This window comes from Pseudoalteromonas sp. SCSIO 43101 (assembly GCF_023650775.1).
Lineage (GTDB): Bacteria > Pseudomonadota > Gammaproteobacteria > Enterobacterales > Alteromonadaceae > Pseudoalteromonas > Pseudoalteromonas apostichopi.
In genome coordinates, this window is the sequence record NZ_CP072673.1 from 3,341,579 (window position 1) to 3,366,591 (window position 25,013).

20 protein-coding genes and 1 pseudogene are annotated in these 25,013 nt (G+C 37.8%); 2 read left to right on the forward strand and 19 right to left on the reverse strand.

Going from position 1 to position 25,013, the window contains the following annotated elements; all coding sequences use genetic code 11:
• Positions 1 to 81: 81 nt before the first annotated feature.
• The gene (locus J8Z25_RS15470) at positions 82 to 1,368 is read left to right on the forward strand and encodes a hypothetical protein (RefSeq protein ID WP_250661370.1); all 1,287 of its coding nucleotides are present in this window, start codon (positions 82 to 84) and stop codon (positions 1,366 to 1,368) included.
• Positions 1,369 to 1,622: 254 nt separating this feature from the next.
• Positions 1,623 to 2,777, forward strand: a complete 1,155-nt coding sequence (locus J8Z25_RS15475; protein WP_250661371.1) for an Arm DNA-binding domain-containing protein — start codon at positions 1,623 to 1,625, stop codon at positions 2,775 to 2,777.
• A gap of 100 nt (positions 2,778 to 2,877) precedes the next feature.
• Here the strand turns inward: J8Z25_RS15475 and J8Z25_RS15480 are convergent.
• The 19 genes and pseudogenes from J8Z25_RS15480 to wecC all read right to left on the reverse strand — a co-directional run.
• Positions 2,878 to 3,048 (reverse strand): annotated as a pseudogene (locus J8Z25_RS15480) (four helix bundle protein); the annotation flags it as partial.
• A gap of 72 nt (positions 3,049 to 3,120) precedes the next feature.
• On the reverse strand, positions 3,121 to 4,476 hold the full coding sequence (gene glmM, locus J8Z25_RS15485) for a phosphoglucosamine mutase (RefSeq protein WP_250661373.1): 1,356 nt from the start codon (positions 4,474 to 4,476) through the stop codon (positions 3,121 to 3,123).
• 483 nt (positions 4,477 to 4,959) lie between these two features.
• The gene (locus J8Z25_RS15490) at positions 4,960 to 6,861 is read right to left on the reverse strand and encodes a polysaccharide biosynthesis protein (RefSeq protein WP_250662042.1); all 1,902 of its coding nucleotides are present in this window, start codon (positions 6,859 to 6,861) and stop codon (positions 4,960 to 4,962) included.
• Between the two features lie 66 nt (positions 6,862 to 6,927).
• The gene (locus tag J8Z25_RS15495; protein ID WP_250661049.1) at positions 6,928 to 7,827 is read right to left on the reverse strand and encodes an IS5 family transposase; all 900 of its coding nucleotides are present in this window, start codon (positions 7,825 to 7,827) and stop codon (positions 6,928 to 6,930) included.
• A 304-nt stretch (positions 7,828 to 8,131) separates the two neighbouring features.
• Positions 8,132 to 8,515, reverse strand: a complete 384-nt coding sequence (locus tag J8Z25_RS15500; RefSeq protein WP_250661374.1) for a GxxExxY protein — start codon at positions 8,513 to 8,515, stop codon at positions 8,132 to 8,134.
• Between the two features lie 403 nt (positions 8,516 to 8,918).
• Positions 8,919 to 10,094, reverse strand: a complete 1,176-nt coding sequence (locus tag J8Z25_RS15505) for a DegT/DnrJ/EryC1/StrS family aminotransferase (RefSeq protein ID WP_250661375.1) — start codon at positions 10,092 to 10,094, stop codon at positions 8,919 to 8,921.
• A gap of 3 nt (positions 10,095 to 10,097) precedes the next feature.
• Positions 10,098 to 10,943 (reverse strand): 3-hydroxyacyl-CoA dehydrogenase family protein, encoded by an 846-nt coding sequence (locus J8Z25_RS15510; RefSeq protein WP_250661376.1) that lies wholly within the window; start codon positions 10,941 to 10,943, stop codon positions 10,098 to 10,100.
• A complete protein-coding gene (locus tag J8Z25_RS15515; protein ID WP_250661377.1) occupies positions 10,943 to 11,575 on the reverse strand; it encodes an acetyltransferase in 633 nt (210 codons plus the stop codon). The genes J8Z25_RS15510 and J8Z25_RS15515 overlap by 1 nt, the downstream gene beginning before the upstream one ends.
• The gene (locus J8Z25_RS15520) at positions 11,572 to 12,168 is read right to left on the reverse strand and encodes a sugar transferase (protein WP_250661378.1); all 597 of its coding nucleotides are present in this window, start codon (positions 12,166 to 12,168) and stop codon (positions 11,572 to 11,574) included. Before J8Z25_RS15520 ends, J8Z25_RS15515 begins: the two co-directional genes overlap by 4 nt.
• Positions 12,165 to 13,382: a glycosyltransferase family 4 protein gene (locus tag J8Z25_RS15525; RefSeq protein ID WP_250661379.1), complete on the reverse strand. Its 1,218-nt coding sequence runs from the start codon at positions 13,380 to 13,382 to the stop codon at positions 12,165 to 12,167. Before J8Z25_RS15525 ends, J8Z25_RS15520 begins: the two co-directional genes overlap by 4 nt.
• A 2-nt stretch (positions 13,383 to 13,384) precedes the next feature.
• Complete coding sequence (locus J8Z25_RS15530) at positions 13,385 to 15,199, reverse strand: heparinase II/III family protein (RefSeq protein WP_250661380.1); 1,815 nt, start codon at positions 15,197 to 15,199, stop codon at positions 13,385 to 13,387.
• Complete coding sequence (locus tag J8Z25_RS15535; protein WP_250661381.1) at positions 15,196 to 17,337, reverse strand: bi-domain-containing oxidoreductase; 2,142 nt, start codon at positions 17,335 to 17,337, stop codon at positions 15,196 to 15,198. Before J8Z25_RS15535 ends, J8Z25_RS15530 begins: the two co-directional genes overlap by 4 nt.
• A gap of 4 nt (positions 17,338 to 17,341) precedes the next feature.
• The gene (locus J8Z25_RS15540; protein ID WP_250661382.1) at positions 17,342 to 18,466 is read right to left on the reverse strand and encodes a glycosyltransferase; all 1,125 of its coding nucleotides are present in this window, start codon (positions 18,464 to 18,466) and stop codon (positions 17,342 to 17,344) included.
• Position 18,467: 1 nt separating this feature from the next.
• A complete protein-coding gene (locus J8Z25_RS15545; RefSeq protein WP_250661383.1) occupies positions 18,468 to 19,250 on the reverse strand; it encodes a polysaccharide deacetylase family protein in 783 nt (260 codons plus the stop codon).
• A complete protein-coding gene (locus J8Z25_RS15550) occupies positions 19,250 to 20,053 on the reverse strand; it encodes a GNAT family N-acetyltransferase (protein WP_250661384.1) in 804 nt (267 codons plus the stop codon). Before J8Z25_RS15550 ends, J8Z25_RS15545 begins: the two co-directional genes overlap by 1 nt.
• Positions 20,043 to 21,158, reverse strand: coding sequence for a glycosyltransferase (locus tag J8Z25_RS15555; protein WP_250661385.1), 1,116 nt, complete (start codon positions 21,156 to 21,158; stop codon positions 20,043 to 20,045). The genes J8Z25_RS15550 and J8Z25_RS15555 overlap by 11 nt, the downstream gene beginning before the upstream one ends.
• A gap of 3 nt (positions 21,159 to 21,161) precedes the next feature.
• On the reverse strand, positions 21,162 to 22,358 hold the full coding sequence (locus J8Z25_RS15560) for a hypothetical protein (RefSeq protein WP_250661386.1): 1,197 nt from the start codon (positions 22,356 to 22,358) through the stop codon (positions 21,162 to 21,164).
• The gene (locus J8Z25_RS15565) at positions 22,345 to 23,586 is read right to left on the reverse strand and encodes an oligosaccharide flippase family protein (protein ID WP_250661387.1); all 1,242 of its coding nucleotides are present in this window, start codon (positions 23,584 to 23,586) and stop codon (positions 22,345 to 22,347) included. Before J8Z25_RS15565 ends, J8Z25_RS15560 begins: the two co-directional genes overlap by 14 nt.
• Positions 23,587 to 24,858: a UDP-N-acetyl-D-mannosamine dehydrogenase gene (wecC, locus tag J8Z25_RS15570; RefSeq protein ID WP_250661388.1), complete on the reverse strand. Its 1,272-nt coding sequence runs from the start codon at positions 24,856 to 24,858 to the stop codon at positions 23,587 to 23,589. It lies immediately after the preceding gene.
• Between the last annotated feature and the right edge of the window lie 155 nt (positions 24,859 to 25,013).

Sequence of the window (25,013 nt, forward strand, 5' to 3'; positions counted from 1 at the left end):
GTGGTGCACTTCGGGGTTGAATTCGCGGCTCAAATTTACACAAAGTTTTATTCAATTATTTCAATGCAATAAGGAACAACCATGAAAATCATTATTTCTAGTAACAAAAAAGCACTATTAAAAAACATAACTGAGAATATTGATACCCACTATGCTGACAGCCTAGCAACCGTATTAATAAGTAAAAAAGAAGGTTCCATTACATTAATAACGGGTAAACCTCCTTTATGTTCACATTGTACATTTATACTTGATACGTCCTCTACACATGTAAAAGACACACAGTTTTCTATTGACGGCAGCTTTGCAAAGCAGCTCCCATACTATTTTAGTGAGAATGGAGATATTGAATTAAGTATTCATACTTTGTCTTCTAGTGCAACCTCAATTGAATTAATTCATAAAGACACTAAAAGCAACGAAAACGCACTGCGTCGGTGTGAGTGTGTTGATGTATATCAAGCGCATTTAACTTATCTTAAAGAAAGTGGACAGCGCCCAACTTCAGCTGTTTCTAAAGCCACTGTAGAGCGCGTTATATACGAGTCAACTGAAACAATGCCTTTTGAACTTTTTGAAATGAACGTAGATAAACAACATTGTAAAATACAACGCGATGGCGATGTTGAGGTAGTGCACTTTCCTGACAACCTAAAATTACCGACTTCTATTGTTTTGACAGAGAAGATTACCCGTAAACTTGATAATTTATGTAAGGCTACAGATAGCGATGAAATCGAAGTCGCCCAGCAGGGCGAGTTACTCACTTTTAAAACGCCTGAAACCTCAGTCACTTATTCATTGGCCGGCGTTGAGGAGTTTTTCGCAAAGAAGCCCCTTAAATTTACTAACGAAAAACATGTTGTAGTAAACTTCTATGGACTTAAAACGGAAGTTAGGCACTGCTTAGCTGAATATAAAACCATTAAAAAAGCGGATAATGCACTCTTATATTTAAGCGATAATAAAGCCGCCATTGCATTTATTACACCACCTTATGATTTTGTACACCCAATCACTGTAACTGAAACGTGTAGCAAAACAAAAAATAGCGAGTCGCTATATAGTTTTTCACCAAAATCTTTACTAGGCATCAATATCGGCGACTTAACACAAGCCAAGAGTACGCGACTCGACATTCTTAAGTACGAAAACGGCGAACGTAAATTAGGCGTGTACTTTTCACTTGAGAACAAATTGCCACATCGTACCATTCCAATTGAAAAAGATGAGAGCCAACTATCTCACGTGTTAGCGTTACTTGAGGAGCTATATCAAAACCAAGGCGATACAAATACACAGAGCATAAAGCAAGAAGTACAAAAGGATTTATTTGCAGGTGTTATGGAAGAATGTGATGAATATTAAAACCCAAAAGCACTGGACAAATAGACAGTTACTGTTATATTTATTAGTGAAATTTTAAACAGTTGTGCGTTTTAATACTTGTTATATAGTGTTAGCACAATTGAAGAAAGCAGTTGGGGTAAAGAGGCGGCAACCTCCCTACCCCCGTACCGGCTGCTCCGAGTTTAACCACACCAGCCGATGATCCAATTCTAACGAATTCCATCGGTGAGGGATAGATCTATTTATAGATCCATTAACTGATGGAGGCCTTTATGGCTCACATTCGCATTCGCCCCAATGGGCGTATTCAATTTGACTTACACATTTACGGGCAGCGCTTTCGTGAAGGCACTAAGCTCATGGCAACCCCTGTTAATATAAAAAAAGCCAATGCTACGCTTAAAAAAATCAATGCTGAAATTGACTTAGGTACGTTTCAGTACCGCGATTATTTTCCTGATAGTAAAAAAGTCGCTAAGTTTGAAGCGCTGCAACGCGAAAAGCACCCCGATCGCCTTTATCCGTTTTTTAACGATTACGCCAATGAGTGGTTTGATCGTCAAAAAGCAAAATGGAAAAGCAGTTATCAAAGCGTGGTGCGTAATACGCTCGACCGTTATCTCATTCCAGAGTTTGGTAATATGTTAGTCAACGAGATCACGCTGGCTAATGTCGACTACTTTCGCGAAAGCTTAATGGTGTGCAATACCAAAGGGGCTCGTAAACTTTCTAATAAGCGTATTAATGGCATTCTTTGGCCCTTTGTGGCTATTTTAAGTTTAGCCGCCGAAGAGCACGACTTTCCTTACCCATTACGCCGTTATAAAACTCTAAAAGAGGAACGTGCTAATTCACTGCCACTAACCGCAGATGAAGTACAACGCTTTTTAGAATGTACGCCTACTCAATGGCGCGATTATTTTACGGTGCGCTTTTGGACCGGTATGCGAAGCTGTGAAATACATGGCCTTCGCTGGGAAGATATCGATTTTAATCATCGGCTTATTCGTATTCGTCACAATTGGGTAAATGGTGAATTAGGTGATGTAAAAACACCTAAATCGCGCCGCGATTTAAAAATGTGCGATACGTTATTTACATTGTTTAAGCGCTTACAAAAACAAGCAACCAGTGAGTTTGTGTTTACACATAAAGGCAAGCCGTTAGATACCCACTTTGTAAGTACTCAACTGTGGTACCCCACACTTACTAAAGCGGGGCTTGCACGCCGCCGCCCTTACGAAACACGCCATACTGCTGCTGTACTGCATATTGCTGCACATGAAAACCCGCTGTACATTTCGCACATGCTGGGCCATAGCGATACACGCTTGCTGTTTGACGTATACGCACCGTACGTGGCTAATGCCTCAAGGCAAGATGGTTTTGCGTTTAATGAAATGATGCTTGAGCGAGGGATTGCATAAAGCCTAAATCATGCGCCCTTAACCTCTTTACACAAAAGCGAATATGAAGTTAAGGGCCAGACTTTAAGGCTAAAGATTCAAGGAAAAAAGTTAAAAAATTCTACCAAGACTCTATTGATTTCATTAACCCAGTAAGCATACACGAAATCTCTTTTGCCTCAGCCAACCATTTATCAGCTTGCTCTGCTTCAATTTCGCCTATTTTGACTGCGATATAAATTTGAGATCTCAGTTCACCACAACTGCCTTTAGAATATGACAAAAAACGAGCATAATCTTTTGGCGTTTATCTTTCCCTTTAACCTTTTCCCTTTCCCTTTAACCTTTCCTTTAAACCTTTCCCTTAAACCAGCGCTTTTATAGCAGCAGCTATATGCTCAGCTTGCGCTTGTGATACATCAGGAACAGTCGACTCAACCATCACTCTAATCAGCGGTTCAGTGCCCGATTTACGCAGTAAAACACGCCCTGTATCGGCAAGTACGGTTTCGGCTTCGACTACGGCTTGTTTAACCCCATCGGTATTGAGTATTTCATCGGCATTGTTTTTTGTTAAACGCACATTTAATAGCACTTGTGGTAGTTTTTGCATACCAGCTACATACTCTCTTAACGATTGCTGTTGCTGAATAAGCGCTGTTAATACTAATAAAGACGCGACAATGCCATCACCTGTAGTCGCATAACCTAAATGTAAAATGTGCCCAGAGCCTTCACCGCCTAGTTTCCAACCGGTGTTTTTTAGCTGCTCAACTACGTAGCGGTCACCTACTTTGGCGCGTTTAAACGGAATATCCATATCGTTAAGTGCTAGCTCTAACCCGAGGTTAGACATTAACGTGCCCACAACACCACCTTGCATGTTCCCTTGCAGTTTTGCGGCTTTTGCTAATATATAAAGAATTTGGTCGCCATCAACTACGGCACCTAAATCATCGACTAGCATGAGCCTGTCGGCATCGCCGTCGAGTGCTATGCCTAAGTCGGCTTTGTGCGCTAATACTGCGGCTTGTAAACTATCGAGGTGAGTGGCACCACATTGCTCGTTAATGTTTAAACCATTGGGTTTATCATTAATGCTAATGACTTCTGCACCTAGCTCGGCATATACATTAGGGGCAATATGGTAAGCAGCGCCATTGGCACTATCTACCACAATTTTTAAGCCTTCAAGGGTTAACTCTTTAGGGAATATGGCCTTACAAAATTCAATGTATCGACCTGCAGCATCGTTAATGCGCCTTGCTTTACCTAACAACTCAGAGCTGACACATTGCATGGCATTGTTGTTAAGTGCTTGCTCAAGTAATGCTTCAATTTCTAGCTCTTGCTCGTCGTTTAGTTTAGTACCAAAATTATTAAAAAACTTAATCCCATTATCATAAAATGGATTATGCGAGGCACTAATTACTACACCTGCATCGGCTCTAAAGGTTGATGCTAAATACGCAACGGCAGGCGTTGGCATTGGGCCAACAAAGGCTACGTTTACGCCAGCGGCAGAAAGCCCAGCTTCAATAGCCGACTCAAACATATAGCCGCTATTACGGGTGTCTTTACCGATTAAAATCTCTTTCGTGCCACTTGAGGCTAAAACCGTGCCTGCAGCCCAGCCTAGTTTCATTGCAAAATCAGGGGTAATAGGAAACGTACCCACTTTACCTCTTACCCCATCGGTTCCAAAATACTTACGTGCCATAGTTATTCCTTTATAAATTGAATAGGATTTTGTATCAAAAATAAAATTTAAAAAACAAAAAGCGCGAGTAAAAACTCACGCTTAAAATTTAAAATATACTGCTAGATTTACGTGGCAAAAAACCCCGCTATTAAAATCAAACACCGTGCTTGGCTTAATCTCTGCCTAAAACCTAAACCCTGTTTTTACTTCTCTAAAGCGCAGCGCCTCCTAGCCTCTTTGTGAATAAATCAGTTAAAGATCTTTTTGCACAAAGAGAAGACAATGAGAGTAAATGAGAAGCCATTAAACATTTTAATACTTGGCTACTACTTTCTCTTCTCTAAAGCGGAGCATCTCTTAACCTCTTTGTGAGTAAATCACTTAAAAAGCAAATGCACAAAGAGAAGGCAATGAGAGTAAATGAGAAACCAAAAGTCACGGGCTACATTGTCACTTCCTTAAAACCTAGCCCCTTTGCCTTTTAAGTCTTTTCACTTAACCCTAACTTTTTAAATTAACAACATTGGTTTGTTGCTGGGTTTCAACTGAAGTTTCTTTTTTGGCACTCCATACTAAATCACAAATACCATCGGTAGGGTTAAAGCCCGTTGGCGCATCCAGTAATAGCTGGCGAATCTTTTCATGCTCAAAGTTATGGCAAGCTTTGTCGAGTAAATCGAGCAGCTCGTTTAGCTCAGTTAACGGTAGCATGACTTCTTTAGCCGTCATAATACGCTCGTGACTGGTTTGCGCTACGTTATCACCAATAAGGAGCTCTTCATACAGCTTTTCGCCCGGGCGTAAACCGGTACATTTTATTTCAATGTCGCCATGAGGTGTGTGCTCAGTAATTACTTCAAGCCCCGAAAGACGTATCATTTTAGTGGCTAAATCTTTAATTTTTACTGAATCGCCCATATCGAGCACAAATACGTCACCGCCTTTACCCATAGCACCAGCCTGAATAACAAGCTGTGCGGCTTCGGGTATGGTCATAAAGTAACGAGTTATATCGGGGTGGGTAAGCGTTATTGGGCCACCTTCTTTTATTTGGCGGCGAAATAGTGGCACTACAGATCCACTAGAACCCAATACGTTACCAAAACGTACCATGCAAAAACGGGTGTTATGCTTTTTACCTTGCTCTTGTGCTAGCCCTTGCAATACTAACTCAGCTAAACGCTTAGTGGTGCCCATTACATTGGTTGGCCGCACGGCTTTATCGGTAGATATAAGTACAAAAGTATCTACTTTCGCGTTAACCGCCGCTTTTGCTGCATAGTAGGTGCCAAACACATTATTACGCACGCCTTCTACCACATTATGCTCAACTAAAGGCACATGCTTGTAGGCCGCTGCATGGTAAACGGTTTGCACACCAAAGGTAATCATTACCGTTTCAAGGCGATTAATGTGCTGCACCGACCCCATAATAGGCACAATTTCAATGCTGAGCTTAGTATTTGTAATGTATTCGCCAAGCTCTTTATCTATTGAATATAACCCTAATTCACTGAGCTCAAATAATACTAATCGGCTCGGTTTTAGTTTTACTATTTGCCTACACAGCTCTGAACCAATAGATCCTCCCGCACCGGTAACCATCACTACTTTTTCTTCAATATTAGCGGCCATTAAATCGGGTTTAGGGGGCACAGGGTCACGCCCTAGTAAGTCTTCAATACCCACTTCTTTAAACTCTGAAAGCTTAGCCTTACCTTCAACTACATCGGCCATTCCCGGAATAGACAACACTTTAATTGTTAGGGGCTCTAATCGCGCTAAAATTTCTTTTCGCCTTGCTCTCGAAGAGCTTGGCATTGCCATGAGTACTTTGGTTGCTTTATTTTTATCAATTAAACGATAAATTTCATTAAATGGCCCTACTGGGATCCCTTGAATTATTGAACCATGCTTAGCGATATCATCATCAATAAACGCAGTTACAAAATACTCTGGCCCCGAACTTAAGGCTGTAGCTAGCTGCCTACCAGCAGAGCCCGCACCATAAATAATAACCGGCTCTTTATTTTGCGTGGTAATTTTACCTATCAGTGCGCGCACAAAAACACGCGAGCCACCCACAGTTAACAGGCATAACCAAGCAAAAATTAATGGCATGGTACGGGGTATATTCACGCTGGTAAAAAATGCAAGTAATACTAAAAGCACAGTCGTGATAACGGTCCCAAGCACAATAGCCCAAACTGCTTGCGAGTTCATGTATCGCAATACTGCGCGATACAAACCTAAATTAACAAAGGTAAATAGGCTTAAAGGAATAAGTAAGCCTAATAAAAGCCAGTTCTTTTCGTTATACAAAGGCGACAGGCTATCTAGCCTTACAATAAGCGCCAACCAAAATGCAGAGATAATAAAGAGTGAGTCAATAAAAAGCGTAATAAGGCGCTTTTTAGGTCTAGAAGGGCCTTGTTGATCAAATACAGCTCTCTAACAAACTCACTTAACTTACTGATATTTAGGCAGACCAAGGGTGTTGATCTTATTTAGCGCCTTCACTTTGATCATCGCTTCAACCAGCTGGCGATTGTAATCACGCGCATTTAGCTTAGCCCCCATCAACTGTTTAAAACGGTACATCGCTGTTTCTGCTAATGAGCGCACATGATATCCACTGAGCTTTTTCCATTGTGCGATTCCTAACTTATTGCACAACATGACAGCCTCATTGCGTGGATGCTTATCAGTCCACAGCCGTGCATTCTCTCTCGGCGGGATAGCAGGTATCGCGCCTTTTTCAGTAATTTCTGCATAGCAGCGGCGGCTATCATAAGCACCATCAGCGCTCACTCTATCTATACGCCGGCGTAATGGTCTTATCAAATCTTGGAGGGTCTCGCCGTCGGTGACGTTACTGAGCGTCATTTGCGCCCCCACAATATCATGCGTGTTGGCATCCACCGCAAGGTGCAGTTTTCGCCACTTTTTTCTTGCCTTTACGTGGTGCTTCTGTGCATGCCATTCACCTTCGCCAAACACCTTAAGTCCTGTGCTATCAACTACAATATCTACAAATCCAGTGGTGCGGACTTTACTGCGAAATTTAATATTCAACTCAGCACTGCGCTTACACAGACAACTGTAGGTTGGGGCTTCAAGCGGAAGCTTCATCAAAGATAATACCGATTGTGTGAACCCTTGTAGTGCCCTGAACGACAAGCCAAAGACAGCTTTGAGTGTTAAGCAAGTTTCAATAGCAAGATCAGAGAAATGATTAGAGCGGCCACGCCCACCGTGAGTACATTCGTTATACCAATGACGCGTTGCTTTTTCGTCAAACCAGAAGCGAATATTACCGCGGTTAACGAGGGCTTGATTATAGTGAGACCAGTTTGTGATTTTGCTCATTGTTGTTGCACGGGCTAGTAGGATATAGATGATCTGATCACAGGCTGGCAAGATAGTTCAAACTTTTAGGAAACAACGCCGTCTAGAAGCACTTAAAATAGAACGGATAAAATTATCCATTGATAGTTCCTTTATTTATTATTTGATTAAAGCTGCAAAGTTAAAAGTGAATTTTAAAGCTTTTATAGAGCCCATATCACATAGAGAAGCGAATGAGAGTAAATGAGTAAATACTAGACATATAATATTTCAAGCCATGAGCTTTCACTCATCTAAAGCGCAGCGCATACCTAGCTTTTTATAGTTATTCGCTTTTAGCTAAGTTAAACCGTTTAACACCATCTACTAGCTTATTAACATTAAAGTTTATTAAAAGCCCTGAGTTTATTTCCGCAAGCTTCATATAAGTTAACAGCTGCGCAGAATGGATTGGCAGCAGTTTATCAACTGCCTTTAATTCAATTATTAACTTATTAGGTAATAAAATATCTAATCTATAGCCTGCATCAATTTCAACATGCTTGTATGTTATAGGTAGTAATACCTGACTCTTAGCCAATAACCCAGCTTGAGTAAGCTCATACATCAAACAGCTTTCATAGCTAGACTCTAATAAACCAGGCCCAAGCTGCTTATGCACTTCAATAGCACAACCAATCACTTTTTGCGTTAATAAATCAGCTTCCATAATCATACTTAACTTTGCAAAATTTAATAAACCCAACCTCACAAAGAAAAGCGAATGTAAAAACATAATAACTGTATTTTATTACTTCTCTAAAGCGTAGCGCCTCATAACCTCTTTGTGAATAATTTTACTTAAACACGTTTGCATAAAGAGAAAAGCATGAGGGTAAATGAGAAAAGATTAAACAATATAATACTTTAAGCCATTACCTTTCACTTCTCTAAAGCGTAGCGCCTCATAACCTCTTTGTGAATAATTTTACTTAAACACGTTTGCATAAAGAGAAAAGCAATAGGGTAAATGAGAAAAGATTAAACAATATAATACTTTAAGCTATCTACCTTTCGCTTCTCTAAAGCGCAGCATCTCTTAACCTCTTTGTGAATAATTTACTTCACTAGCCTCACTTTGATGATAATGAAAAAACTTCTCTCATCACTTGTGTTGTTTTAGCTACTTCAGCTTCAGTCAATGTTGGGTGTACTAAAAACATTAGTGATGTTTCACCAAGCTCAACTGCATTTGGTAAACGTTTTTCTGGTCGCCATGGAGTGCTATCAAATGCTTTTTCAAGGTAAACCTCTGAACAGCTTCCTTGAAAACATGGTACACCACGTTCAACTATTTCGTTCACTATACGATCGCGATCCCAACCTTCAGCTAGTTGCTCAGGCTTAACAAACATATAGTGTTTATACTCAGCGTGTTCAATGTAACTAGGTACTTTAACTAAACGAATACAGCCAAATTCACTGGCTGCTTTATCTAGTTCAGCACCATGTGCTTGGCGCTTTGCAGTCCAATCACTCATACGTGTTAATTGAATACGGCCAATAGCAGCTTGCATTTCGGTCATACGCCAATTGGTACCAAAGCTTTCGTGTAACCATCTAAATCCAGGTGGATGCTCACGATTATAAATTGCATCAAAGCTTTTACCGTGGTCTTTATAGCTCCACATGGTTGACCACAGCTCTTTTGAATTTGTGGTTACCATGCCGCCTTCGCCGCCCGTAGTCATTATTTTATCTTGGCAGAAACTCCAGGCACCTACATGACCAATACTCCCCACTGAGCGGCCTTTATATTTAGCACCATGTGCTTGAGCACAGTCTTCTATCACATAAAAGCCATGCTCTTTACTTAGCGCCATTATATCGTCCATTTCAGCAGGCATACCTGCTAAGTGAACAACAATCACTGCTTTTGTTTTTGGAGTAAGTACCGCTTTAATACTTGCAGCAGTAATTGCTTGGCTATTTAAATCAACATCAGCAAACACTGGCGAAGCACCTGCAGTAACAATACTTGATGCCGAGGCTAAAAAAGTACGTGGTGTAGTGATTACTTCATCGCCTTCACCTACCCCCAACGCCTTTAAGGCTATATCGAGCGCTAGCGTACCGTTACCTAACGCTACTGCATATTCACAATCAGCCCAAGTCGCGAATTTTTTTTCGAATTCACGACCTTCTGTGCCGGTCCAATAATTTACTTTATTTGATAAAACAACGCGGCTTACGGCATCGGCTTCTTCTTGAGTAAAGCTAGGCCACGGAGAAAATGGGGTATTTAACATATATTAATACTCAAAAAAGCCTTTTTTAGTTTTACGACCTAAGTGGTTAGCTCTAACCATTTTTCTTAGAAGTGGATGCGCTCTATATTTAGGATCCCCTGTTTCACTGTAAAGAGTTTCCATTATAGATAAATTAACATCATTACCGATTAAGTCAGCAAGTGCTAAAGGTCCCATAGGGTGGTGAGCGCCAAACTTCATTGCCTTATCAATATCTTCAGCAGTAGCAACACCTTCGGCTAAAATACTAACAGCTTCATTTATCATCGGTATAAGCATTCTATTTACAACGAAACCAGGAGCTTCTTGAACAACTACTGGAGCTTTCCCTAAAGCCTTAGTTAAAATTTGCAACTTATCCACTATTGTAGGATTCGTTTCATGACCCACAACTATCTCAACTAACTCCATTATCGGTGCTGGGTTAAAAAAGTGTAATCCGACTACATTTTGAGGATTAGGTAATACACTAGCAAAAGCAGTAATAGATAAAGAGGATGTATTAGAAGCTATAATTACAGATTCACTTATAAACCCGGCAAGTTTAGAAAAAAGCTCCATTTTAGATGTAAAATCTTCAACTATGGCTTCTATAATTAAATCAGAATGAACTACAGTAGCTAATTCAGCACTGCAGTATAGCTTTTCTAGAGCACAACTTGCTTGCTCATCTGAAATTTTACCTTTACGAGCAAGGCGGGATATATTTTTTGCACAAATATTTTTTGATGCTATAGCTTTTTCTTCAGTTCTCGCGATTATATTAACTTTAGAAACTTCATGACTCACACATAACACTTGAGTTATGCCTGTTGCCATTGTGCCTGAACCAATTATTGATATTTCCATTACTCAACAATTTCCTTTAATTTTTTTGCTGGATTACCTGCATAAATCATTCGTTCCGGAATATTCTTAGTCAGAATGCCACCCATACCTAACATTGAACCTTCTGCAAGATTAAGGCCTTGGCGAATAACAGCCCCAGTACCAACCTCAACTAGATGGTGTAGTTTCACATTACCTGATACTGCTACCATAGGTGCAATAGTAACGCAATCAGCAAATTCACATTCATGACCTACTGTTACATTCAAGTTTAAAATATTATGTTTACCTAGCGATATATCTGCTGTGAGTATAGAGCCAGCACAAATTATAGAGCCATCACCAATGCTAACTGTATTAGAAAATCTCACACTAGGGTGAATTAAAGTGGCAAAATCAGGTTCCCCAAAAGTTAGCATCTTATCTAATACTTTTTGTCTTGTTCGTGGCGAACCAATTGCAATAATAAACTCGCAATCTTTATAATTTACCCAACTAGATACATCACCTAACACTGTAGCGCCTTGCACTTGTGTATTATGCGTTTGAACTGAATCATCTAAAACGCCTTTAACCTTACGGTTACAATCATTGGCGAGCCAAATAACTTCCTTAGCAAAACCACCACCGCCAATTATTATTAAATCTTTCATTTTTTATCACTTCCTTTAAAAAGGGACATAGTGGCTTCTCCATCAGCACTTATACCTTCACGTACAAATACTTTTTTTACTGTCAAAAATAATATTTTCATATCGAGCAAAAAGCTTTGGTTATCTACATACCAAACATCAAGTTTAAACTTTTGTTCCCAGCTAATAGCATTGCGACCATTTACTTGTGCCCAACCAGTAATACCTGGGCGCACATTATGGCGTCGTGCTTGCTCAGTACTATACAAAGGTAAATACTGCACTAGTAAAGGACGTGGGCCTACTAAGCTCATGTCCCCTTTTAATACGTTAAATAAACCAGGCAGCTCATCTAAACTAGTAGAGCGTAAAAAAGCACCAAATTTAGTCATACGTTCATTATCGGGCAGTAAATTTCCCTGCTTATCTTTACCATCAAGCATTGTTCTAAACTTCATCATTTTAAATATTTTACCATTCAAGCCAGGTCGGTTTTGAGTAAATAAAATAGGTGACCCCAATTTAAAACGAATAAGTACCGCAACAACAATTATTACTGGTAATAAAGTAAGTAATGCGCAAAGAGCAACTATAAGGTCAAAGAGACGCTTCATTTCACAGCTCCAGCTACCCAAGTTACCCATTTATCAGCTAGGTTATGTCGATTAAAGTCGCGCTTAGCTAAAGCCTGTGCTCTTTCACCCATTGCAGGTAGCAATTCTTTATTATCTGCCGCATTTTCTAAAGTATCAGCAAAAGCTAGTGCATTATCAGGCTCAATTGCGTAACCACAGTTATTACCGTTAATCATCCCCGCTAACCAACCAGGATAATTATTAAGAACGGGCAAGCCTGCTGAAATATAATCAAAAAATTTATTTGGTGATGTGCCGTAATAAAATGCAGGAATATTAGCCAACAGCTGTAAACCAATATCTGCGCCTTTCATTAACTCTGCTAGTTTGCTTTTATTAACTGGAGGGTGAAATATTACATTATCCAACCCTTCTATTTTAGCTCTTGCTTGCAAGCTATCTTTCAACTTACCTTGACCAACAAAAACCAGTTTAATATCATTACGCCCGCGCGTTTTCAGCTCTTTGGCTGCATCCAATGCAGCATCTAAACCATTAGCTAAACCGTGAGTGCCGGTAAATACAGCCATTAAATCAGTATCTTCAACACCATCAGGTCGCCAAGGAGTAACAGTGTCTGCAAATATTGTTAAATCACACCCATTTGGGACTATTTCAACTTTACTAGCTTTAACACCACGCTTTTTTATGCCTTCAACAATACCCGGCGACAAACCAATACAACGATGAGCAGAACGATAAGAGCACCATTCAAGCATAGACATCGCAGTTAACACTATCGGGTTTTTTATCACTCCCATTTCTTTTGGCAATTCTGGCCATAAGTCACGAACTTCAAATACAAAAGGCTTACCTCTCAGCCAGCGCGCAAAGATCCCTGGAATTCCTGCCGTTAAAGGAGTTGTAGTTGCAAAAAGCACATCGTATTTATGCGTTAACGCAATACCAATGCTTTTAATAGCAAACTTTAAAAACGTTCCTGCGCGCTTAACCAATCCATCAGCATTCGAATAGGCTAAGTCAAACTCTATTATATGAATACCATCAACCACACCTTCTCGACGCCCTTTAACAAAATCTAGAGTTAAACCGGTTTCGCCTCCCCCATAACTACCACACACCATAGAGACTTGATGCCCGTGTTTTAGTAAACGCTGTGCCATTTCATAAGAACGGATACCTATAGAACCACTTGGTGTAGAGAAATGTTGGTGAAAATATAAAATATGCATAATTAAAACTGTACTTCCGTGGTAAGAGTTCCAGACTCGTGAACTTCAATTTCGAGTACGGGAATTTCAGATTCTTGATAATAATAACGAGACTCAAAACCAATAGTTAATTCAACGCGCTTTATAGTTACATCTGCTGAAAAGTTAATTGAGCACAACTCACTGATAATAGAATTGCCAACTAACTTCCAATCAGCAGGAGCAAGTCTAAACCGGAGAACAGCTTTATCATTAAAACCACTAATCATATCTTGTATTATTAGTAAATTAGGTCGAAATTTAATTTCTCTTGCATGCTTACAACCAAAGCGGTCTTTATAACCTGCGGTGATCGTTTGCTCTGTATTTGTAACTATAAGCTCTTTTTTAATCGACGTTTTTAACCAATCGCCTAATAAAAAACGACTTAAACGCGGCATCTGATCATGTTCATCGAATTCAATAGTATTATGGCTTTTTACTCCACCATAATAATCAATATATTTTTGCCCAGCATTGTAGCTAAATGTACCAGCATCTCGAAATATATTTTGGCCGTTTAACCAAAAATCTATATGCAATGCATCATTTTGGCTTGGCCGAAACTTAAACTTAGGATAGTTAAAATAAAGATCTGCATTTTGAGTTGTTAAACACGCATAGCCACCATCAGTAAAGTCTTTTGGAACCTTACTTAAAATGAGCTGTTCAGGTATTTTCAACTCTAGCCATTCAAGTGGGGTATTAAACTCGCCACTAAACTCAAATGCAGTCTTATTAAGAAATAAGGCACTAGCCAGTTGAACACTCGGCCTAAAGTCTCTGTAATCTGTACCAGTTAAAGGAATTAAACGCGCACCGTCATTTGCACCAAGGTTAGGTGCATCGCCGGTACTAGAGTTGGTAAAATAATACAACCAATTTGTAGCTGCCTTTAACTTTGTATATAAGCGTTCACTAAAGGAAGGTAAGCTATGCTTTTGCCGCCAAACCTCAACCAAACTATATGTATCTAACATAACACGATGATAAGTTACAGAGTATTGGCTAAAGCTACCATCGTCCTCAATTAATCTAGCAGCTCTATTTTCAAGCCATTTTAAACCTTGCTTTTGCCATTTAACACCATCAACGTCACCATTTAACGCAAGCCATGAACCACCTATGTAGAGTGCCGCTGCTTCCGAAGTTCCATGATTATTATCTTGCGCAATCGCATACATAATAGTGGGTGATACTCGCTTTAAATGAGCTTTTATCAAGCTCAGCAATGCAGGGGTGGTATTTTGAGTTTGCTTTAATAGTAATGTGGCCAATGCTAAATGCATCACTCTTATTGACGCCTCTTGGCCGCACTTCCAATTAACCCCATTATAGGTCGGGTTACTTTTCATCCAGTCAGTTAGCCATGCGTTTAGTTTTAATAACGCACTTTCATCCCCATTTACTATTTGTTGAGCAAAGCAAACTACCCAATCAAAGCGCGAAGCCTCCCAAACTCCTTTTATATCACCTAATTGGTTATTGAAATCTCCAATTAAATGCCAAAGCTTGTCTGAAGGAGCTAACTCGCTATTCAAACAGCTTTGATGCCAATTAGGAATCGCTAAACCATCCTTTTCAACACCAAAAAAAGTGTGTTTATCGTTCCACTGAGTGTTACAAGGAATATTAAAGATAGTCCCCGTATACGGAGTAAAAAGGTCACCGGGCTTAATTGCGCTAGTAATACTTTTCACTTTATTAAACCCAGCTTTAACTCCTAGCTGATACACAAACACTCGAGCTAGATTTGGTAAACCTAACCCAAGTGCTGTTTTCACTTTAACTAAACTCATTTTTGTTCGCGCAACTGCTCAGCAATATCAATAGTTACTTTCGCTACTTCAAATAATTCGCTCGCAGGTATTGGTGCTGCTGTACCTTGTTTTACCGCGTTAATAAAAGCAGCTGAACAAGCTGTTTGTCCTTTATCTTGTTTCCATAGGTTAAGTTTTTTAAACCCTTTCCAGCCAAAGCCCTTTAGTTTAATAAAGTTATCTAACTGTAATGTACCACCAGCGGCAAACACTTCGATTCGCTCTTTAGGGAAACTAGCCGCACCATTTGCTAAGTAATGAATAGTACCAAATGATCCATCAGCGAACCCAAGTATAATAGCGGCTTTATCTTCAGTCACTTCAACTGTAGCTGTATCGCCCATTCTACGCGCTTGAACACTTACAATTTCACTATTTGCAAGGTAACGCATTAAATCAATAAAATGGCATGCTTCACCAATTATACGGCCGCCACCTACATTGTTATCTTGTGTCCAATGATCAGCAGGAATTGCTCCCGCATTCATGGTCATGATAAACGACTTAGGCTCTTTAATTGGTGCTAATAGTGCTTTCATTTTTTGTATTTGTGGTGAAAAGCGGCGGTTAAAACCAACCATTAATTTAGGTGCTTTTTCGGTTTTAATTGCTTCATCATAGGCAGCTTGCACATCTGCAAGCTCTTCATGAGTAATAGCTAAAGGTTTTTCTACAAATACATTTTTACCCGCTTTAAGGGCTTGCTGTACAAAATATGCATGGCTATTATGCCGAGTAACGATAGCAATAGTGTTAATGCTTTTGTTCTCAATCATATTTTGAGTATCAGTGGTTGCCTCACTAAAGCCCGCTTTTTCACCGTGTATTACACCATTAATGCCACCAGAAGTAGCAATACTATGAAATTGCGCACCTGCTTCTTTAAAAGCGGGGATCAACATACGAGATGCATAGTTACCAGCACCAATAAAACCAACCACAGGTTCATTCGCTTGATAGTTAGGCGCATCATTTAACTTTATTATTTTTTCATGACGGCTTGCTACATCAGATTCAAACTGTAATAAAATACCTAAAGCGCTTTTATCGGTTGTTAATAAATCATAAGCGTCACTTGAATTTTCAAACTTAAAGCGGTGAGTTATTAATGGTTTAACATCAATTTGCCCACCCGACATCATGTCGAGTATCGCTTCAAAGTTACGTTGTTCGGTCCAACGTACAAATGCTAGTGGGTAATCATTACCTTGCTCTTCATAGCTAGGATCATAACGGCCAGGCCCATAAGAACATGAAACCTGAAAAGTCAGCTCTTTTTCATAAAAATCAGCACGACTTAACTCTAGACCAATTACACCCACTAAAATAATACGGCCACGTTTTCGGCTCATTCTAGCTGCTTGTGTTACAGGATCATTTGATTTAGTTGAAGCTGTAATAATAACACCATCAACACCTACACCACGGCTAAACGCCATGCCTGCTGCAACCGGATCTTCCCCTTTACCTGGGTTACATGTCTCAGCACCAAACTGCTTAGCTAAATCAAGTTTAGATTGGTCAAAGTCAATAGCTAATACTCTACAGCCTTGTGCTCGTAGCATTTGTACTGTTAATAAGCCAATTAAGCCAACACCAGTAACAACAAAGCACTCTCCTAAAGTCGGGTTAGCTAAGCGTATCCCCTGTAAACCAATACTCGCCACAACAGTAAATGACGCTTCTTCATCTGAAACATTATCTGGTATTTTAGCAACTAAGTTTTTTGCCACTCGCACCACATCGGCGTGAGGTCCATTAGATACCACTCTATCGCCAACTTTAAAGTCATCAGCGCCTTTACCTACACTGTCAATAATACCAACATTGCAGTAGCCCAATGGTAAAGGCTGGGCTAGCTTAGATTTAACTGCATCAACTGTTGTCATCAAACCATCAGTTTGTACTTTTTCAAGTACCATTTTTACTTTATCGGGTTGGGCACGTGCCTTATCAATTAGATTAGCTTTACCAAAATCTACAAGCATTCGCTCTGTGCCTGCTGATATAAGGGTAGTAGTAGTGTTAATCACTACATTATTTTTTGTTGCTTGAGGCGCAGGTGCTTCAACAATAACAGAGCCTCCTTTAGCCATATCTTGAAGTATTTGTTTCACTTCATTAACCCCTAATTATCTCTAAAATTTTATTTAGCCTAGCTTTTGAATTAGGCATACTATTAAGTACAGATCTCGCTTTATTTATTTTTTCCTCTCTTAACTCTATATCCGCATAACACAAATAAACCTTTTCAGCTATATCGTTAACGTCTAAAGGGTTAAAGTAAAGAGCCGCGTCCTTACAAATATCTTTGGCAAAATCTAAATCCGAGGTTAAGATTGGCTTACCCATAAACATTGCTTCTGGGTAGGATGCACTAAATGTTTCTATTAATGTAGGTAAAAAAAGCGCATCTGTACGCTCGTATATTTGTGGACATTGACTTGGTTTTACAGGACCCAAATTCACAGTATATTTTTTGAAGTTATCGGACTTTAACTCATATGAGTCGTGGGGTAATGTCACAAAAAAAACCACTTTCACACTATATTTGCTTTTAAGAATTTCACCCACTTTACCAATTACATCTAAATTTTTATGTATATAGTTACTTGATATGGTGCATAAGGAAAAGTCCACTTCGACATGGGGAATTTTTATTATATCCCATTTATTTTTATCTAAATATAAACTTGAATGACAATTGCTTGCAACATTAACTTTTTTATTAGTTAACAACCAATCATCAGCCATTTTTGATTTCATTAGTTCAGTTTCTGTAATAATATTATCAGTTTCAAAACTCAAGCTTAGCTTATATAAAAAGTATTTTAGCTTACTGAACCACTTTGTTTTAAAATCCATCAAGCTATACGCTAAACAATCAGGTGTTACTAACCAAGCATTAGCAAAGCCAATATAGTGAGTTACAGGCAAACTATAAAGATATGTTGGACCAAATATAGAAAAGACAGTATCAACTTCATACTTTTCTACTACATTTATAAGTAAGCTTCTAAAACTCACCCCACCACTCGGGCCATAATAATTACACTTTTTTATTATAATTTTTGGTAATGGATTCACATAGGGCTCTAAAGAGTCATAAACTAAACTAGAAGCTAAAATAATAACTTGCTCAAGTTCATCTCCATCTTTTCTATGCAGTAAGTCATTTATAATAGCACTAGCTACTTGAACACCACCACCAACATGTAGATTAGCTGCGTTTATAATTAGTTTCAATTCAATTGTACTCGCGAGATTTGGACAAAAAATACTTTAAGTGACTTGGTGGCCAACTTGCCTCAAAGTGCCTTCTATTAAAGTACTTTCTCCCATTTATACATGAAGTATATGACCGGAAGTTACACCCACTAAACGCATATTTATGGGTTGATGTTGCAACTTCTAATGATAAATCACAAATATCAGAATACTGACCATAAGGCCAGGCAAAGAATTCACAAGGACTTGTTAACTTTGATTCTAAAATCTCTTTCGCCAAAATAATTTGCTTCTCGATATTATTTTTGTCCAACTCACTTAACCTTAAGTGATCAAGAGTATGGTTACCAATAATAAAACCAGAGTCGTGTAAAGATTTAACCTCCTTCCAAGACAAAGGCTTCTTATTATTTGTTTTCACTAGTTGATTATTAAATCTTTGAATATATTCGGCATCACCATCTATATAATTTGGATTAACAAAAAAACATGCATTAACTCCAAATTTATCCAAGCTTGGTGCAAGAGAGTGATAGCAGTCATCAAAACCATCGTCAAATGTGAAAGCGATAAAAGTTCCGTCTACATCTGCAGCTTCACCACTTTCTATTAACTGTACAGCATCTTCAATATTAATGAATTCTGCAAATTGCCGACACTCATTTAAGAAGGTGATGAATAACTCAGCTTTTGCATTGTGCTTTCTAGTCAAATAATGTCCATTCAAAATGTAAACACCTTTTTTAGGCTGAGATACTTTGCCAAAAAGAGACAAATATAAATTTCTCGAAAAAGCTTTCATTAAAATGTATCCATAATAGCTAGAGGTGAATAAACATCAAAAACGTCAATAATATCAATATTATCACAAGGGTAATAAGCAACTCTAGCTTGTGAGGATAGGGTAAATGTCAGTCTACACTTTCGAGTTAAAAATGGAGCTTTATGCATTGAATACTGCACCCCATTTTTAGTACCATTTTTATTATTACCATCACTAAAACTAACTGTTGCATACTGAAATTTTTTACCTATATATAAGTGGTTTTGATCGAAATAATATGAATAAACATTATTTGGCTTATCATAAAAACGCCAAATTAAATAATCAGCAAAAGCTTTATTAAAGTTTTTCTTAACAAAAGAAGTTAATTCTCTCGCTTTAATTTTTTTAACACTAGGAAATCCAAAGCTATACTGTTTACTCAATAATGAAAGATGCTCCCACCCAAGTTTAGTATAGGCTGGATAGCTACTATTATTTGGAAAATTGAGTATTTGTGTAACATTTAGATCTATATTTTCAAGACAAAATTTTGTAAGCTTTGAAAATAGTCCCATACGTCTAAACTTTGGATGAGTCACTGTGTCGCATGGCTGATATATTGAAAATTCTTGATGGTAAACTGGTAACATAGCTCGTGCTGCTATCAATTTTTTATTTGAATAGGCAAGATATATGAGTGATGGCCCGAGAGGCGACCTTTTGTGTTTCCAAATGAACTCATCTAAGCTAAAGTTTTGTTTATATACTTCCGACATTAAACTTAAATAATCAGATAAGTGCTGTTCATTACCATCCCATTTAATATATTTAATTGACATTTAAAATCTTCTCAACATACTTACTGATTTGATACTTTGGCTCAAAATTTTGAACATATATTACTCTACTTTTCTCACCAAAAGACTTTCGCTCTAAGCTAGTTAAATCAAGAGCTTTTTTCAAACTACTAACGACACTCTCTTGGCTGTATATATCGAATTTATAGCCATTTTCTCCCTCTTTTAGAACATCGTCAACATTGCCAACTTTATCCGAAATGAGTAATGGCTTAGCCATATATACAGCTTCAATGCAACTCAGTGGTGACGCATCCCTTTTACTCGGTAATAAAAAAATATCTGCTTCCTGCAGCCAAGCAGATACCTGCTTTGAGCTAGTATTTCCAACTAATGTAATTGGTAACTTATAGCTCTCAATTATACCAAGTATATACTCATATAAAGTTCCGCCACCAACAACATAAATATGAACATTAGATAAATCAACCTCTTTAACTGAGCGAATCCATTCTACAATACCTTTCATTTCTTCTAGCCGCGCTACACATACAATATTTATTTTTGATTTGTCAACATTTATAGGGCTACCTACCGATTTAAAATCTTCTTCGTTTATTAAATTTCTAAAGAATAAAAAGTTTTTATCTGTAAGTTCACATGGGTAGTAGCTTTTAACATAGTCAGCACTCCTCTGTCCTGTAACCTGGAATCTCTTATATTTGCTAATAATAAAACTTTTAACTTTGCTGAAGATTAATGATTTGTTTTTTATCGAGTCTAAGTTTGACTCAACTGAAAGAGTTAAATCACTTTGTTTACAAAAAAATGGAGCTAAGATATGTGTAGGGCTAGATATCCCTCCAACGACTACAAAATCATACTTTTCTCGATAAAGATGAAATAACAAGCTTGGGTTAAAATGAAGAAAGAAACGTTTACCTAAATTAACACCAAAGTTTTTAAAGAAGTGGGAGCAGTACCCTTTACAAAGTTCATTAGCATCCCAGTCTCTATTAGGCTCAGTTTTAGCCATGTATAAAACAACAAGCTCAACGTTATATTTTTTTAATTCACTAGATAACAACCTGAACCTAAAGTCCCTGTATGGAGTAGGTATATTCGTTACGTATGCAAATTTTCTCATTTATTAGTTTTTCCTAAATGTACTAGTGAGTAAAAATAGTATAATAACCATAAACAATGTTTTTATACTATAAAAGACAGAGGAGCTAATAGTCCAAAAAACTAAAGGTAAGCAAAAAGTTGGTACACTATAAAATCGATTTAAAAAGAACAAAGAAATGATCAGCCATACAAGTCCAATGCCCCCTAAAAAGTAAATTATAAATCCAAGATCACTGTCAAACCCTAAATTCACACCATATACAATTAATGTGTCATAGGAACTTTTATCTTCCATAAAACCATGCCCAAACCAAAAAGTAAGTGGCGACTTATCAAGCGTTAATGATATATACTCATAAATGAAAGAAACTTTATAATCAAGACTACCCACCCCATTACCGGAAGCGAATGAAAATACTCTTAATTCTGAATAAAAAACTATAAATCCACCACCAATCAAAGTAAGAAAAAAAAACAACACTTTTTTCTTTAGGTCTAAAATTGGAAAAATAAATAAAAGTATTATCATCACAGATATTAAAAAACCTGTTCTGCTCCCTGAGAGTAAGATCGCTAATAAAGCTACTCCGATAAAAATAATATCAGTGACTTTAAAAAGGTATTTATTCTGCGTATCTCGAATTATAAGAAAGTAAGCCACTAGGAAGGTCACAGCTTTTGATAATTGATTAGGATTTCCAAACAATCCCCCATTTCTAACATCAAACGCTATAACTTCTCTTTTATAAAAATTAGATAAAACTTCACTCTTAATATAATAACTCTTAATGAAGCTTGAAAATGGTGACAAATTAAAACTAATTGCTATCTGACTCATAAAAACAATAAGTAAAATAAAAAAAAGCAATTTCTGTAGCTGTAGCCTATCTAACTTATTAAGAGCTCGCTCTCCTGAAATAATAAATGCTACAGATATTAAAAAGAACTTAGTTAAATGTTCAACTGAAAGAACTGCACCATTAAATTCAATAAAATTAGTGATTACTGTTGATAATAAAACTAAACAAATGCCAAAAAGTAAAATAAAAAGCATGCTTTCTTCAATTTTAATCACTGTTGGTGAAAGCATCCCCAATAAAAGCAAAGTTAATATATAACTCTCTGTCATTGGCGGTAGCAGAAAAATAGATAAAACAAAGCAAACTATCAAAATCTTCCTGTTGGATCTCATTAGTTTCATATAGTTAATTTTTTCCATTTGTATATCTAATTTTAATATATATAACTTTTACTAAGTAGCTTACCCCTCTAGATAGAAAAATATTAACCACTGGGTTTAAATGCGATATTAAAATAAAAAAGACGCTCAAGCATGTAATCCCCCAAACAAAATTAGCTTTGAGCAGAATGTTCGGGGAACCTGCTGCAACTATTAAGTTATTTTGTAGGTTGCTAATTACCATTACACTTGCAGAAACTCCCATTACCAAAACAAATAAATGGATTGGAAAATTTAAGTAAACTTCGTTATATGTGTTTATTAACTCTTGTGATATTAACATAAGTACTAAGCTTAAAGTTACTGTGATTATTACTACTACCTTGAGTATAAAATTAAATATTATTTCCTTATTATTTTCCTTTGAAAGTATTGGCATAACAGCTGTCGCAATACTTACAGGAATAAATATTAAAATGGCTTGCCATTGATTCAGTATATTTATTAATCCCACCTCAATAAACCCAAAGTTTTGTGCAACACTATTTAATAATACCCAATTTATAGGCATAACTAAAAAGCCTGACAAACTAATTGGTAGAGTAAATTTAAAAACATTCAAAGTACGTTTATAAACTGTAACTTTTTCTTTTTCCTCAGATTTAGGCAAACTTTTAACATAGCACAATATATAAAACACCGTCACTACTTCAATAAATAGTATTGATACAATCCCTCCAAACATTCCATATTTAGTTATCGCTATGTATATAAATGGTAAGCAGGTAAAAACAGAGAGTATTGCAGCCTTAGATAAAATAAAAGCCTTCTCAACGCCTACAAAGTAACCACTAATAACTGTTTTAAAAGACGAAAAGAACATTGCAAATGCGATTAACTTAAGATGTTCTGTATATGTTCCGTCAGAAAAAAGGTACAACGATATATTGTTGGACATCCAATAAGTTATGACTAAAGTAGGTATAGAAAAAGAAACCCATGAAATAAACACAGCCGAAGCTGTAGATAAATTATGCCCATAAGTTGCTGAAAATTTTGAAGCTGTAGTCCCTAGCCCCATAGAGGAAAATATTTGGAAAGCAATGAGTGTGCTCTGAATTAACGTAAGCTTACCAAACTCATCCGCAGATAAATTACGCGCAGCTACCCACAAGAGGAAAATGGCACAAATTTTAACAAGGAAACTAGCAACCAAATTCCAAGCACTTTGGCCAGCTAATCTTCGAAGGAGTCTTTGACTTAACATTTAGTTACAGCATATGTTAATTAAGTATTCACTTTTAATTTTTAAACCATAAAACTCTTTATGGTTAACTAAAATCAAATGTATGTCTGCGGTGTTAACAATATCTTCCAAGCTTTTTAATTCGACTTTGGAAGCGTCACTAGGAAGTTTTTCAATATTTGGTTCTACAGCAAGAACTTTGCCCGAATGCAATCCAGCTATTTGTTTTGCGATATTTAGAGCAGGGCTTTCTCGTAAATCATCGATATCTGGTTTAAAAGCCAAGCCATAACAAGCAACGGTTACATCTTTCGTTGTTTTAGTTGGGTTAGCTTGTAAAAAGTCAGCAATTGCTAACTTAACTTTATTAATTACCCACTGCGGCTTGGCGTCATTTACTTTACGAGCTGTATGTATTATCTGTGCCTGTTCTGGTGTTTTACTAACAATAAACCAAGGATCTACCGCGATACAGTGCCCACCAACTCCCGGGCCAGGTTGTAAAATGTTAATACGCGGATGACGGTTAGCTAGAGAGATAAGCTCCCACACGTCTATATCTAATTTATCGCAAATTATCGAAAGCTCATTAGCAAATGCAATTTGTACATCGCGGCATGAGTTTTCAGTTAACTTTGCCATTTCTGCTGTGCGAGCATTTGTTATTACACACTCACCTTGTACAAAGGTCTTGTAAAGCTCAACAGAGCGTGCAGAACACTTAGCGGTAATACCACCTATTACACGGTCGTTTTCTACCAACTCACGAACAACATGGCCAGGTAATACTCGCTCAGGGCAATGCGCTATATTCACATCTATGTTTGTATCTGTATAACTACTTTCAGGACCTGGAAATGTTAAGTCTGGTCGAGCAGCGGCTAACCACACAGCCATTTGCTCAGTCGCACCAACCGGGGAGGTAGATTCTAATATAACTAAATCACCTTTTTTAAGCGCTGGCGCAATAGCTTCGCTAGCTTTTTTGATATAGCTTAAATCAGGCTCAGGTATTTCAGAATCATTATTTTTGAACGGTGTTGGTACGGCTATTAAAAAGGCGTCCGCTGGTTCTGGTACAGTTGTCGCTTTTAAATACCCTTCAGTAACTGCAGCATGAACAATCATATCTAGATCAGGCTCTACGATATGTATTTCACCACGATTTATAGTGTCAACTGCATGTTGATTTACATCAACCCCTATTACTTTTATTTTTCGTGATGCGAACATTGCGGCAGTTGGTAAGCCAATATAGCCCAAACCAACAACTGAAATAGTATTAAATGACATGGTGATCCTTTTGTATGTAGGTTCTAGGTTCTAGGTTCTAGGTTCTAGGTTCTAGGTTCTAGGTTCTAGGCTCTAGGCTCTAGGCTCTAGGCTCTAGGCTCTAGGCTCTAGGCTCTGCTCTAGGCTCTAGGCTCTAGGCTCTAGGCTCTAGGCTC